The sequence below is a fragment of the Nibribacter koreensis genome (genome assembly GCF_039541795.1).
GTDB lineage: Bacteria > Bacteroidota > Bacteroidia > Cytophagales > Hymenobacteraceae > Nibribacter > Nibribacter koreensis.
In genome coordinates, this window is the sequence record NZ_BAABGX010000001.1 from 330,869 (window position 1) to 343,995 (window position 13,127).

Here is a 13,127-nt window from a genome sequence, read left to right on the forward strand (position 1 = left end):
ATGCTTACTTCTTCTTCCAATAGATTCCGGTGTCTCATTATTGACCTCATGCATGAGAGCCTCTTGCCCATGCTGGAGAACATGGCCGTGGAAGTAACCTACGTACCCCACATCAAGAAGGACCAGGTAGCAGAGTTGTTGCCGTTCTATGATATGCTCATGGTGCGCAGCAAACTAAGAGTCACCGAAGAATTGGTAGCTTCCTCCCCGCGCCTGAAGGTAGTGGCCAGAGCGGGTGCCGGGCTAGACAACATTGACGACGGCGTACTAGAGAAGCACAACATCATCTTGCTCAACGCCCCCGAAGGAAATAGAGACGCAGTAGGAGAGCACACCTTGGGATTGCTATTAACTTTGTTTCGGAAGATTAATTCTGGTGATGCCCAGGTACGGAAAGGCTTGTGGCTGCGCGAGGAAAACCGGGGAGAGGAGATTGGCGGAAAAACTATTGGCCTGATTGGTTACGGCAACATGGGCCAGGCCTTTGCCAAGCGGCTGGCGGGCTTTGATTGTGAGGTGCTAGCCTATGATCAGCAAAAAGTCAACAATCCCTTTTCTTATGTTAATTTGTGTGTGCTGGAAGAAATCCAGGAACGGGCCGATGTCCTGAGTTTACACATTCCGTACACTCAGGAAAACCGTTATTTTGTGAATGAGGCCTTCATTGAAAAATTTCAGAATCCGTTTTGGTTGCTCAATACCGCCAGGGGAGAGGTAGTGGACCACGCCACGCTGGTGAAAGGGCTGAAGCACGGCAAGGTGCTGGGTGCTGCGTTGGATGTGCTTGAGAACGAAAAACTCTCTACACTTACCCCAGACCAGCAAAAGCACTTGGAATACTTATTTGAACACCCTCGCGTAGTATTAACGCCGCATATTGCCGGTTGGACGCATGAGTCCTACCAACGCATTAATGAGGTCTTGGTAAAGAAGTTAACCACTTACTTGCAAACCCATGGCCATTAACCGTTTTTGGGCTGTTTTCTTGAAAATAGGCCAAAAACGGTAACTGATAGAAACGGAAACGACTCCTTGTAAAAGGAGCCGTTTCCGTTTCTATCAGTTACCGCTGTGGATTTACCTGAACAGTGGCGTACCCAATAATCAAATCAGTGCGCGTGCCGGGTGGTCGGTAATAGACCAGCACGTCATAGACGTTCTCCGTGGCAAAATGACTGCCTTCAAAATATTTGGCATCTGCCTGCCCGTTGGCGCCCTTCACCGCGAAGTAATAGTTGTAATAGCCTTGTTTTAAGAGCGCTGAGCCGGTATACAGTTGTTTCTGGTCGTCATATATCAACTTGAATTGCTCCTGCAGTTGCCAGTCACTTAAGCCGCCAAAGACATAGACCGGGCCAGGCGCTGGTTCTGGGGAGTGCAATTGAAAGATGACATGCTGGTAATCGGCGTTGAGCGGGGCGTTGCCGTACTCGCGGCTCCCGTAGAGGAACTTGCCGTTGGCGTCTGGCTGGGTGCTGTACGCGTCTCGGGCCCGTGATTTTCCGGTTTGGGCATATACTTTATCTGGTGAGGTGGTGATGTCCCTGCGTTCTACGCCCACGCCGCTAAAGCGCTCACTTCTGGTATCCAAGGCCCTGAATTCGCTCAAACCCAGGAAGGCCTGATCTACGTCAAACAGTTGATACTCCAAGCGGCGCTGGGCCTCGTGTACAAACGTAGGCCGGTTAAATTGTTTGGCATTGTCCCAGCGGTGATTCTGGCGCATGACCACTTTCACCTCCTGGCTAGGATTCACCAGAGGATATTGCGCAAAGAAGATGTTGAAGTCTAGTTGCTGACGTTCTAAACGGTCACCTGCGCCGGGCGTGGCCGTTGGTCTGAGGCCTACGTTGACCAATTCTTCATACACTACAAAGCGTCTGCTCAACAACAAACCGCCGCCTTCCTGAGACACTTCTAACAGGTAATTGCCGCTAATTTTTACCGGCGGCACTTGAAAGCGGTAATGCCAGTAGGGGACTTTGGTAGCCGTTGAGGCATTCATGTCCCGGATAAAGAACTCATTGAAGTCCTGCAAATACTGCAAAGACGCCAGTTGAGACGGTTGCCAGTTCACATCACAGTGATGAATCTTCACTTCCACCCGGCTACCAGTCGCATTGAGCCGGTCAAACTCCAGAATCAAAGGCGAAGACTGCGCCAAGGAAACCACCGCCGGAGCCAGCACGTCTGCCGCATTATAACTCTGCGTGTACAACTGCACCGACTTTACATCTGGAGCATAGATTGCGTCTTCATAGCGTAACGTGGCAGAAGCAGAAGACCCAGAAACGCCTGAAGACCCTGAACCAGTTGATTCTACCGGCACACAACCAGTCAGCAAAGTGGCACTTAAAATACCAGTATAGAAGGCAGATTCCCAGTTGGGTAGAAATCTTAGGAATGATGGCTTTTCAAATAGCATGTGTTCATTTTTATAATAGATAAGCATGGCGCAAGCATCCGCTTGTATCTTTAGGCATGCCTTATCAACCATGCCTAAAGATACAAGCGGATGCTTGCGCCATGGTACGCCTATTTTATGACTAGGGTCCGTTTTTGGCCTGATTTCCTAAAAATAGGTCAAAAACGGAAAAACCTCACCAATCTTTTAAGACGATGAGGTTTTGCAGAGGCTAGCTCAATTTATTTTCGATAGTTTCTACCTGTTCCATGAGCTGTTCCCAGATGGCCTGCTCTTTGTCCAACTGGCTTTTGATCTTCTCAAACTGTTGGGTGGCTTCATGCAGGGCGTTGGGGTCTGAGTAGGTGCTGGGCAGGGCCAGTTTATTTTCGCAGTTCTTAAGCTTGCCTTCTAAGTCCTGCACCAGGCCTTCTACCTGCTTCAGTTTCTGATTGGCTTTCTTGAGCTCTTGCTCCAGGTTTTGGCGTTCGCTGGGCGTGGCCTGAACTTTGGGTTGAGTTTTTGGAACAGTGGCTTGGGCTTGCACATTGCGTTTTACGTCACGGTCGCGTTGTTCCTGCCAGTACTCATATTCATGGTAGGTGCCCGGGTATTCCTTCAGGACGTGGTCCTCAATGTACCAGATTTTGTTGGCCACGTTCTCCACGAAGTACCTGTCGTGGGAAATCACCACAAACGTGCCTTCATACTGTTCCAGCGCTTGGATGAGGATGTTCACGGACTGCATGTCCAAGTGGTTGGTAGGCTCATCCAGTAGCAGGAAGTTGGCTTCTGAGATCAGCGTCTTGGCCAGGGCCACGCGGCTTTTCTCACCTCCAGACAAGACCTTGATTTTCTTGAAAACGGTGTCACCAGTGAACAGGAAAGAACCCAAGACGCCGCGCAACTCCATTTCGGTGCGGCGGCTACCGGCTTGGACCATCTCCTGCAGAATCTCGTTTTCTACGGTCAAGCTCTCCAACTGATGCTGGGCGTAAAAGGCCATGATGACGTTGTGGCCCAGCTGGCGCTCTCCTTGAATGGGCTCATCACCCGAGATGATGCGCATGAGCGTGGACTTACCTTTACCGTTGGCCCCAATGAGGGCAATCTTGTCGCCGCGCTCTATGTTGACATTGGTGTTCTTGAAGATGAGCTTGTCTCCGTAGCTTTTGCTCACGTTCTCCAGGCGCAGGATGTTACGGCCCGGCTGTACTGTGAACTGGAACTTAAAGTTAACGACCGGTGCATCACCAGCCACGTCTTCAATGCGCTCCATTTTGTCCAGGGCCTTCATCCGGCTTTGCGCCTGCTTGGCTTTGGTGGCCTTGGCCTTAAAGCGGGCAATAAACTGCTCGGCTTGCTTTATCTGCTGTTGCTGGTTCTCGTAGGCTCCTTTCTGGATTTCGTTCCGGAGTTCTTTTTCCTCCAGATAGAAGCTGTAGTTACCAGCGTAGACGTTCAGTTTCTGGCCAGATACTTCTACGGTCATGTTGGTGGTCTTGTCCAGGAATTCCCTGTCATGGGACACTATCACCACGGCTCCCTCATAGGCACTCAGATAGGTTTCCAGCCATTTGATGGAAGGTAAGTCCAAGTGGTTGGTAGGCTCATCTAGGAGTAGAAGAGAAGGTTTCTGCAAGAGGATCTTGGCTAGCATCACGCGCATGCGCCAACCCCCCGAGAAGGTGCGAAGCGGTTGCTGCAATTCCTCAGTGGAGAAGCCCAGGCCTTCCAGAATCTCCTCTGCTTTTACTTGTATGTTATAGCCGTCCAGGGCCTCAAACTGCTCCTGTAACTTGGCCAGCTTGTCAATGTGTTCGTCCTGGTAATCGGTTTCCATGGCATGGAGCACCTCGTCAATCTTGTGCTGTACCTGAATGGCCTCCTCAAACGCCTGCATGGCCACCTTCAAGATGCTCTCATGGGTGTCATAGGACAGCAAATCCTGGTTCAGGAAGCCCAAGGTTGTCTCCCGGCTCATCTGGATGCTTCCGCGGTCAGGCTTGTACTCGCCCACCAGCAGACGCAAAAGGGTAGATTTGCCGGTTCCGTTCAAGCCAACCAGGCCAATCTGGTCTTTTGGTTTGATGTGCAGGTTGGCGTCTTCGTAGAGGGTGCGGCTCCCGAAATGGAAGTCCAGGTTATTAATGGAAATCATGTGGCAAGGCGAATAAGCCGCAAAGATACGCATTTTATGACTGAGGTTTTGACCAGCTTCCAGCAAGTAGCTAGGCCTTAACCTTGCCTTTAAAATTTAATGCAGAAAACTTGTGGAGAGATGAAGAAGAACCACTACCTTTTCTTCGTTTTAGAGCTGGTTTCTGGAAAACAGGTTAAAAACCAAAGCGCACAGGAGTCTATGAAGGCGAGCCTAAGAGGAAGCTCTCAGAATAAGGCTGATTATTTTAATCACTTATAGAATTGCTTCGTTAATAAGAGGCAGGATTTTGTTTTTGGCTTATTTTAGCCAAAACGGACCAAAAACGGCAAAGGTACTTATGGTTGCAATTGTTTCTTTGTTAGATGAAGTCCATACCGCCCGTATGAACCATCTAATATTTCTTTTAGAGCAGGAGTTTGGCTTAAAAGGAGTACAGGCAACGCCAGATCCCCACTTAACATGGCTTACCGCCAGTGACGCCAGCCTGGCTAACATCAAAAAAGCGCTGACCAAGGCGGCGGGCCTGTGCTGCAGCCTTACCGTAAAAACTACTGGACTGGGCATTTTCCCGGGCGAGAAGCCGGTGTTGTATGTGCCCGTCATCAGAACGGTGGCCGTCAATCAGTTTCAGAGCCATCTCTTTGAGGCAATCACAGATTCAAACCAAGAAGTGGGACCCAACTATCAGCCAGATTTTTGGTTGCCTCACCTCACGTTGGCCCTGGCAGATACCACGCCGGTGCTTCTGGGGCAGGCCGTTCAGTTTTTGAATTCCCTGAATTTTAACTGGGAAATCAAGTTAGACAACCTGTCTCTGCTCACCAAAGTAGATGATAAGTACCTGCGTGAAAGCTATTTCCCGCTGGAAGATTACAAAAAAGGCCAGCCGGTCAAAATCTTTAACAAACTGTAGTCTGCTCCCAGGCGGCTTCCAATTCTTTTGCTTTCTGTTGCAAGATCTCCAGGGCCAGGTCCAGGGTGGCTTTGTGTGTTCTAAAGGAGAGGATGGCAAACCTGATCATGAACCTGCCTTCTAGCAGGGTAGAGGAGAGAAACACGCGCCCGTCTAACTGCACCGCCTTAATCAGATTTTGATTGAAAGCATTGGCGTCAATGGCCGCGTCTGGCACGTACCTGAAAATCAAGACAGACAAATCTGGGGCCACCGGTACCTCAAAGCCCGGCAGTGCCTGCAACTGCTGGTAAGTGTATTGCGCCAGCAGCAGCTTTTCTTCCAGGGCGCTTCTAAAAGGGGCTATGCCGTGTAATTTTAAAGGAAGCCAAATGCGCAACCCTCTAAAATGCTTGCTTAGCTCTGGAGAGACATCAGCAGGTGAAACCTCGCCGGTCACGGAGAGCGTATCTTGCATGTAGCTGGCCTGGTAGTGGTGGCTCTTTGCCAGTTGGTTTTGGTTTTTGATGAGCACTGCGCCAGAGCCATACGGAATGAACAAGCCTTTATGCGGGTCCATCACCACAGAGTCGGCCAGTTCAATGCCTTTCAGTTTCTCCTTTCCAGCTTTACACAATGCAAAGAACCCGCCATAGGCCGCGTCTACGTGGTACCAAAGTTGGTGCTGTTGGGCAATGGCGGCCAGTTCTGGGAGCGGGTCTACCGCGCCCACGTCTGTGGTGCCCGCAGACGCTATTAACAACCAGGGTTTAAGGCCGGCTTCTGTATCTTCTTTTATTGCTTGCGCCAAGGCCGAAGGGTTCATTCTGTACTGGGCGTCCATGGGCACGTGCCGCAGTTGGCATTCGCCTAAGCCGGCAATGCGCAGGGCTTTGTCCAGGCAATGATGCGTGTGTGACGTGCAATAGATCACGCTGTCTGGGATGATGCGGCAGGTGATGGCCTGGGCGTCTCTGGCGGTGACCAAGGCAATGAGGCTGGCAATGCTTCCACCGGAGGTCAAATTTCCGGAGGTGTCTGCCGGGAAGCCGATCTCCTGGGCCATCCACCTAATGAGCATGTTCTCCATGCGCACCGCACCTGGTGAGGAGTAGAAAATACCAGCATACCTATTAGTGACCGCCGCCAGATAATCGCCTAAACCAGAATAGTATAATCCGCCGCCCGGTATGTAGCCCATGTGACCGCCAGAAGCCGGATTGATGCCGGGCGTATCTACATGCGCTTGCAGCAGCGACAAAGCTGCTTGCACAGGCATTCCATCTTCTTGGATAGGGCTATCTAACAAGGCTGCTCCCTTGTCTGGCATCTCTACAAACACTGGCAAGTGTGGCAGGTCTTCCAGAAAGGACTGGGCATAGGCTTCAACTGCCTGCTGCACCGGCAGACGCTCTAGGGAGGTTGGTTCTAAAAGGAGGGTTTGCTGCTCTAGTTCCTGTAGCCTTTGTTCAAGTGTCTGTGCATCCATGTTCCTGGGGTTTCAATCCACAAGGTACACAATGGACAGAAAACTTTAGTTATGGGTAGAGTTCTCTCTAAGATAGCCTTGTCTAAATACCCGGTACTGGTCAAAGATGGTCCGTACGGCCCGGTTCAGGTACACGGTGCTCTCAGTGTTTTTGTCGGCTAGGACGCCAGAGGTGTAACCTTGCCATACAGCATTATTGTGTTTATGGTCCAGAAGGGTGACCATGAGCGTGCCCTGGCTCATGTAGATTTTAATGGGCTTGTAAGGATCTTTGGATTTCACGCCTTCGCCGTTGTCTGCGTTCTCAGCTAGCCAGATGTCAAATTCCTCCTGGTCATAGCCTTTCATGTTGAGGTCGTCAAAAAAGATAAAGTAGCTCACCAAAAGATCGGGCTTTTTTTCTGTGTAGGTATAGCCTTGCACCTCCAGACGTTCCTTGATAAATTTTTTGAGTACCTCATAGTTTTTGAGGGTGAGGCTGTCTTCATTAGAGGCATGCGTCACAAAACTGAAGGTTTTGTACTTGTTGAACATCCCAGAGTAGCTGTAGTCAGAGCCGTACTTCTGTTTGTTAAATATCATGCATCCGGATAAGACTAAGGCCAACGGAAGCACCAAAAGCTGGGTGAAAAGGTATTTGTTTCTCATTTCATTCGCGCTCTAAGTTTAAAACTCTATCAGTCTTCTACTTACGACGCCCAGCCTTGCAAAGATTCTATGGATTTATAAGAATTGTTAAAAAAGGTGAAAATCAACGTCTGTTGATAATTTACTGAATTTCAGGTATATAATTAATAGGCAAAGAAACGCGCTTTGAAGCAACGCTTACGAGAGAGGCACAAAAAAAGGGAGCGGTGTTTTCCGCCCCCTTTCCAGAAAATAGCCTAAAATCGGCTTGAGTACTTCTTAGTAATCCAATACGATGGCGAAGATCAACGGTGCCACAATGGTAGCGTCTGACTCAATCACATACTTGGGCGTGTCTACGCCCAGTTTACCCCAGGTGATTTTCTCATTCGGCACGGCGCCCGAGTAAGAACCGTAAGAGGTGGTAGAGTCAGAAATCTGAGCGAAGTAGCCCCACAATGGAACGCCTGTACGCTGCAAATCCTGGTGCAACATAGGCACCACGCAGATAGGGAAGTCACCGGCAATACCGCCGCCAATCTGGAAGAAGCCAATGGTTGACTCGTCCGTAGCGGTTTGTGTGTACCACTCGGCCAGCTCCATCATGTACTGGATACCCGTGCGCATGGTATGCACATTCTTGATGTCACCAGAAATCACGTGGCCGGTGTAGATGTTACCTAAAGTAGAATCTTCCCAACCTGGTACAAAAATAGGTAGGTTCTTCTTAGCCGCCTCTAGCATCCAGCTATTCTTCGGGTCAATCTGGTAGTATTGCTCTAATTCACCAGACAAAAGGATTTGGTAAAAGAACTGGTGCGGGAAATAGGCTTCACCGGCTTGGTCGGCTTTCTGCCAGTATTTCAAGACCACGTGCTCCAGACGGCGCATGGCTTCTTCCTCTGGAATACAAGTATCGGTTACGCGGTTTAAGTGACGGTCCAACAGGTCTTGCTCGTCCTGCGGCGTCAAATCGCGGTAATTAGGGATGCGCTCATAGAAATCATGGGCTACCAGGTTGAAGATGTCTTCTTCCAGGTTGGCACCAGTACAGGTGATGGCCTGCACCTTGTCCTGACGAATCATTTCTGCCAGGATAATACCCAGCTCGGCAGTACTCATGGCACCCGCCAGGGTAATCATCATTTTACCACCGTTGGTCAGGTGGAGTTTGTATCCTTCAGCGGCGTCAATGACGGCGGCCGCGTTAAAATGCTTGTAATGGTCTTTCAGGAACTGCGTTACCTTCATATCGTTACTGTTCTTTTAAAAAGCGTTTTACTATTTAATTTATGTTGCTTTTATGGGCCTTAAGCATGTAAAATGCCGGACCGAAAAGCAAACCGAATAACGGGTAGGTTAGTTCGGTTTTTCAATAATGAGATTGTGGTTGGTGTATATGCAAATGTCTGCGGCAATGGTCAAGGCCTCGCGTACCATTTCCTCTGCCGTCAAGTGTGGTGCGTGCTTCTTCAGGGCCAGAGCCGCCGACTGCGCATAGGTGCTCCCTGAGCCGATGGCGGCAATCTGGTGGTCGGGTTCCAAAACGTCTCCGGTGCCCGAGATAATCAGGAGCTCCTCTTTGTTGGCCACCACCATCATGGCCTCTAGCTTGCGCAGGTATTGGTCTTTGCGCCAGTCTTTGGCCAGTTCAATGGCCGCGCGTTTCATGTTGTTGCCGTAAGCGTTGAGTTTCTCCTCAAAGCGCTCCAGCAGGGTGAAGGCGTCTGCGGTGGAACCAGCAAAGCCCGTCACAATCTTGCCGTCCTGCAGCACGCGCACCTTGCGCACGTTGCTCTTGGCAATGTATTTATCCATGGTGGCCTGCCCATCTGCCCCCAAGGCTACTTCGCCGTTGTGGTAAATGCCCAGCACCGTGGTAGAACGTATTTTAGCCATATATCTTCTGTTTAATCTCCCTTGCGGGACCAGCCGCGAAACTACGACATTCTTTCCATAATGCCACGCCTGCGCATTTCTTGGTAGTTGGCGCGGCGGGCACGCTTGGTATACGCAGGAATTGGTTTTCGTTTTTGGCCTGTTTTCTGAGAAACAGGCCAAAAACGAAGAGAGCCGCCAGATTTCTCCGGCGGCTCTCTTTTATAAAGATATGCTAAGTACTTACACTAACATTCTCACCGGGTCTTCCAGGAAGCCTTTCAAGGTCTGCAGGAAGGCAGAGCCCACGGCGCCGTCCACCACGCGGTGGTCACAGGACAAGGTGACTTTCATGATGTTGCCAATCTGAATCTGACCGTTCTTCACCACTGGCGTCTGCTTGATGCCACCCACGGCCAGGATGCACGCATCTGGTGGGTTGATGATGGCGGTGAATTCCTCGATGCCAAACATGCCCAGGTTAGAGATGGTGAAGGTGTTGCCTTCCCAATCTGAAGGCTGTAGTTTCTTGCTCTTCGCTTTCCCACCTAAGTCTTTCACTTCCGCAGAGATGGCAGAAAGCGTCTTCTGGTCGGCGTTGCGAACCACTGGTACTAATAGGCCATCTTCTACCGCTACCGCCACGCCAATGTTGATGACGTTGTTGTAACGGATTTTATCACCTAACCAGGAAGAGTTCACGGCAGGGTGCTTGCGCAATGCAGCAGCGGCGGCTTTAATGACTAAGTCATTGAACGACACTTTCACCGGAGATACTTCATTCATGCTGGCGCGGGCTTCCATGGCTCTATCCATGTCAATCTCCATGGTCAGGTAGAAGTGCGGGGCAGAGAATTTGCTTTCAGCTAGACGCTTGGCAATGATTTTGCGCATCTGCGATACCGGCACCTCTGAGTAGGCTTCGCCTGGGGCGGCCACCGGAGCGGCAAATGGGGCAGGGGCCGAAGCAACAGGCGCCTGGGCTTGAGGAGCGGCGGCTGATGGCGTGAAGTTCTCCACGTCACGCAACACAATACGGCCGTTCTCACCAGAACCTTTTACCTGGGTTAGGCTGATGCCTTTTTCTTGGGCTACCTTCTTCGCCAACGGCGAGGCAAGTACACGTCCCTGGTTGCCAGCGGCAGGCGCTGGCGCCGAAGCATTTGTAGCAGGGGCCGGAGTAGGCAAGCTTGAGGCCTGGCCAACGCCGTCGCCAGACTGCGACTGGGCTTCGGTTTTATGTTCTTCTAAGCGGGTGGCTTGTTCTTGGGTAGGGGCAGTGGCCGGGTTGGCGTTTCCGCCGCCTTGCGCGCCGCCATTCAGTAGAGCCTTGTAGTCAGCGCCGGCTTCACCTATGATGCAAAGAACACCGTCAACGGCCACTGAAGAACCAGCTTCTACACCAATGTATAACAGCGTGCCGTCTTCGTAAGACTCCAACTCCATAGTGGCTTTGTCAGTCTCTACTTCGGCTAGTAGGTCACCGGCTTTTACTTTGTCGCCTACTTTCTTGTGCCAGGCCACAATGGTACCGTCCGTCATGGTGTCGCTCATCTTAGGCATGCGCACAATCTCGGCGTTCACGTTGGCGGCAGGAGCAGCAGCGGCTGGTTGCGGGGCGGGAGCGGCTTCTTCCTTTTTAGGCTCTTCCTTGGGCGTCTCGGCTTGAGGGGCCTTTTCTGCCTTTGGGGCAGGGGCAGCTCCGCCGTTCACCTCGGCCATGAGGCCAGAAATATCTTCGCCTTGTTTTCCAATAATGGCCAGAACGCCGTCTACCGGAACAGACTCACCATTTTTTGGGCCAATATATAATAAGGTTCCGTCTTCGTAAGACTCTAGTTCCATGGTCGCCTTGTCGGTTTCCACTTCGGCGAGAACGTCCCCAGATTTCACAGAATCACCAACTTTCTTTAACCAGCTGGCAATCACGCCATCGGTCATAGTGTCGCTCATCTTGGGCATTCGGATGATTTCAGCCATATTCTTTGCTCGGTTTTAGAACCTCAAAAATAGAGGCAAAATTGGTGTAATACAAATACGCGGGGAATTGATTCTCTGACCGTATTTGGGCTGGTTTCTGAAAAAGAGGCCAAAAACGGAAATAGCCAGCGGGTTAGGACAGGTGAGACACGTCTGCGAACTTCTCTACCCACAGCATGGAGCCCGTAAAGTTGAGCTGGTACAGGCACAGGTTGTAATGGATAAAGCGGTCCATCTGGCTCAAGGGGTAATGCAACAACTGCGAGAGGAAAATGCGCATGGCCCGGCCGTGCATGCAGATGAGGATGGTTTCCTCTTCGGGCCGGGACAATATCAAATCTATGACCGGTTTTTGGCGCTCGGCTACCTGCACTGGGCTTTCTCCGCCCTCAATGGGCAAGTCAATCTCGCCTTTCTGCCAGCGGCCCAGCACCTCATAGTAATAGGCGTCCTCTTCGGGAGATATTTTGGTGCCCTCGCGCCAGCCCCAGCAAATCTCATTCAGGCCGGCATGCGCTTCATGCGGCAGACCCATATCCATAAACCCCTGCACGGATTGTTGCGCGCGTTGCAGGGTAGAGGTGTAAACCTTGTCAAATTTTATATGCTGGTAGGCTTGGAAGAATTTCTCTGCCTGCCAGCGGCCCGTCTCATTCAATGGCGAGTCCACGCCGCTTCCCTGAACAATGCCTTGCAGGTTCAGGTCGGTTTGGCCGTGCCGGATGAGGTATATTTTTTTGAGGCTCAATTTTACGCTAATTTGCAGGCCCTAAAGGTAGGGGATAAATACGAAAAGTAGCCATGAAAAGACGCGCTGACGTTTCTTTAGAGCAGTTAAACGCCTGGAACAAAAACACCATGGGCGAGCATATAGGCATTGAATACACTGAGATTGGCGACGATTATCTGGTAGGCAAAATGCCTGTGGACCACCGCACCCACCAGCCCATGGGCCTCTTGCACGGGGGCGCATCCGTAGCCCTGGCTGAGACCTTGGGAAGCGTAGGCGCCACCATGTTTCTGGATTTAGAGAAGCAGTACTGCGTGGGATTGGAAATAAATGCCAACCATATCAAGAGTGCGCGCAACGGGTATGTGTACGGCAAGGCAACGGCGGTGCACATTGGCAGAAAGACCCAAGTCTGGGAAATCCGTATCACCACAGAATCCGGCGATTTGGTGTGCATCAGTCGCATTACCATGGCCGTGTTGGATAGAGGTTAGTTGGGATTATTGGCAAAGCATGAAACTGTCGAATTTCGAAATTGAAGATTCTATTGCGCTCAGATATGCTAATCAATATCTAGACCTTCATAATGATTATGATTTTACTGATTTTAAGTATTCAGTAAGCTCCCAAATCTTCGAAATGAGTTGGACGCCAATACAATCAATTAGTACCGTCACAAATCCAGTTACTGGTTTAAAATTGCGATTCGAGGAGGTAGATTTTCTGAAGATACAGGAAAGAGACAATGAAATGCCTTACAGTGAGGACACATGCATAGACATAATTGGATTTCTACCCCAAGAGATGAGGGAAGTTATGGATAGCTTTGGGGCTAAACCTGATTATGAAAACGACGATATGGTTTTCCACTTTAGGGGAGGCCAAACTATTAAAATCTATGCAGAATCAGTTGAATTAATATTGTCTGTTAAATAAAAAGCTAGTTGCACTTAATTATAATTG

12 protein-coding genes are annotated in these 13,127 nt (G+C 50.4%); 4 read left to right on the plus strand and 8 right to left on the minus strand.

The window, feature by feature from the left end:
• Positions 1-966 carry an NAD(P)-dependent oxidoreductase gene (locus ABD880_RS01355; RefSeq protein ID WP_345161552.1) on the plus strand — a complete coding sequence of 322 codons (966 nt, stop codon included), beginning with the start codon at positions 1-3 and terminating at the stop codon, positions 964-966.
• 97 nt (positions 967-1,063) lie between these two features.
• Here ABD880_RS01355 and ABD880_RS01360 read toward each other — a convergent pair whose 3' ends face one another.
• Both ABD880_RS01360 and abc-f read right to left on the minus strand, forming a co-directional pair.
• Positions 1,064-2,425 carry a type IX secretion system plug protein gene (locus tag ABD880_RS01360; protein ID WP_345161554.1) on the minus strand — a complete coding sequence of 454 codons (1,362 nt, stop codon included), beginning with the start codon at positions 2,423-2,425 and terminating at the stop codon, positions 1,064-1,066.
• 211 nt (positions 2,426-2,636) lie between these two features.
• Positions 2,637-4,565, minus strand: a complete 1,929-nt coding sequence (gene abc-f / locus ABD880_RS01365; RefSeq protein ID WP_345161556.1) for a ribosomal protection-like ABC-F family protein — start codon at positions 4,563-4,565, stop codon at positions 2,637-2,639.
• A 385-nt stretch (positions 4,566-4,950) separates the two neighbouring features.
• Between abc-f and ABD880_RS01370 the strand changes: the two genes are divergently transcribed.
• A complete protein-coding gene (locus tag ABD880_RS01370; protein WP_345161558.1) occupies positions 4,951-5,481 on the plus strand; it encodes a 2'-5' RNA ligase family protein in 531 nt (176 codons plus the stop codon).
• Here the strand turns inward: ABD880_RS01370 and ABD880_RS01375 are convergent.
• From ABD880_RS01375 to ABD880_RS01400, 6 genes are all read right to left on the minus strand, one after another.
• Positions 5,468-6,949, minus strand: coding sequence for a pyridoxal phosphate-dependent decarboxylase family protein (locus ABD880_RS01375; RefSeq protein ID WP_345161560.1), 1,482 nt, complete (start codon positions 6,947-6,949; stop codon positions 5,468-5,470). The genes ABD880_RS01370 and ABD880_RS01375 overlap by 14 nt on opposite strands.
• A 45-nt stretch (positions 6,950-6,994) precedes the next feature.
• Complete coding sequence (locus ABD880_RS01380) at positions 6,995-7,597, minus strand: DUF4136 domain-containing protein (RefSeq protein ID WP_345161562.1); 603 nt, start codon at positions 7,595-7,597, stop codon at positions 6,995-6,997.
• A 258-nt stretch (positions 7,598-7,855) separates the two neighbouring features.
• Positions 7,856-8,827 (minus strand): deoxyhypusine synthase family protein, encoded by a 972-nt coding sequence (locus ABD880_RS01385; RefSeq protein ID WP_066510238.1) that lies wholly within the window; start codon positions 8,825-8,827, stop codon positions 7,856-7,858.
• A gap of 108 nt (positions 8,828-8,935) precedes the next feature.
• Entirely contained in the window at positions 8,936-9,475 is a 540-nt protein-coding gene (hslV, locus tag ABD880_RS01390; protein ID WP_160688101.1) for an ATP-dependent protease subunit HslV, read from the minus strand.
• Between the two features lie 222 nt (positions 9,476-9,697).
• A complete protein-coding gene (locus ABD880_RS01395) occupies positions 9,698-11,434 on the minus strand; it encodes a pyruvate dehydrogenase complex dihydrolipoamide acetyltransferase (RefSeq protein WP_345161568.1) in 1,737 nt (578 codons plus the stop codon).
• Between the two features lie 133 nt (positions 11,435-11,567).
• Positions 11,568-12,182: a histidine phosphatase family protein gene (locus tag ABD880_RS01400; RefSeq protein ID WP_345161570.1), complete on the minus strand. Its 615-nt coding sequence runs from the start codon at positions 12,180-12,182 to the stop codon at positions 11,568-11,570.
• 53 nt (positions 12,183-12,235) lie between these two features.
• Here ABD880_RS01400 and ABD880_RS01405 point away from each other — a divergent pair, with 53 nt between their 5' ends.
• Together ABD880_RS01405 and ABD880_RS01410 are read left to right on the plus strand one after the other, a co-directional pair.
• The gene (locus ABD880_RS01405; RefSeq protein WP_345161572.1) at positions 12,236-12,658 is read left to right on the plus strand and encodes a hotdog fold thioesterase; all 423 of its coding nucleotides are present in this window, start codon (positions 12,236-12,238) and stop codon (positions 12,656-12,658) included.
• Between the two features lie 19 nt (positions 12,659-12,677).
• Complete coding sequence (locus ABD880_RS01410) at positions 12,678-13,100, plus strand: hypothetical protein (protein WP_345161574.1); 423 nt, start codon at positions 12,678-12,680, stop codon at positions 13,098-13,100.
• The last annotated feature ends 27 nt before the right edge of the window (positions 13,101-13,127 follow it).

Bases quoted from the DNA above. Each gene is read 5' to 3' on its own strand.
- ABD880_RS01375 (WP_345161560.1), bottom strand. From the start codon at position 6,949: ATGGATGCACAGACACTTGAACAAAGGCTACAGGAACTAGAGCAGCAA.
- ABD880_RS01385 (WP_066510238.1), bottom strand. From the start codon at position 8,827: ATGAAGGTAACGCAGTTCCTGAAAGACCATTACAAGCATTTTAACGCG.
- ABD880_RS01395 (WP_345161568.1), bottom strand. From the start codon at position 11,434: ATGGCTGAAATCATCCGAATGCCCAAGATGAGCGACACTATGACCGAT.
- ABD880_RS01410 (WP_345161574.1), top strand. From the start codon at position 12,678: ATGAAACTGTCGAATTTCGAAATTGAAGATTCTATTGCGCTCAGATAT.
- ABD880_RS01380 (WP_345161562.1), bottom strand. From the start codon at position 7,597: ATGAGAAACAAATACCTTTTCACCCAGCTTTTGGTGCTTCCGTTGGCC.
- ABD880_RS01355 (WP_345161552.1), top strand. From the start codon at position 1: ATGCTTACTTCTTCTTCCAATAGATTCCGGTGTCTCATTATTGACCTC.
- ABD880_RS01370 (WP_345161558.1), top strand. From the start codon at position 4,951: ATGAACCATCTAATATTTCTTTTAGAGCAGGAGTTTGGCTTAAAAGGA.
- ABD880_RS01360 (WP_345161554.1), bottom strand. From the start codon at position 2,425: ATGCTATTTGAAAAGCCATCATTCCTAAGATTTCTACCCAACTGGGAA.
- ABD880_RS01405 (WP_345161572.1), top strand. From the start codon at position 12,236: ATGAAAAGACGCGCTGACGTTTCTTTAGAGCAGTTAAACGCCTGGAAC.
- hslV (WP_160688101.1), bottom strand. From the start codon at position 9,475: ATGGCTAAAATACGTTCTACCACGGTGCTGGGCATTTACCACAACGGC.
- abc-f (WP_345161556.1), bottom strand. From the start codon at position 4,565: ATGATTTCCATTAATAACCTGGACTTCCATTTCGGGAGCCGCACCCTC.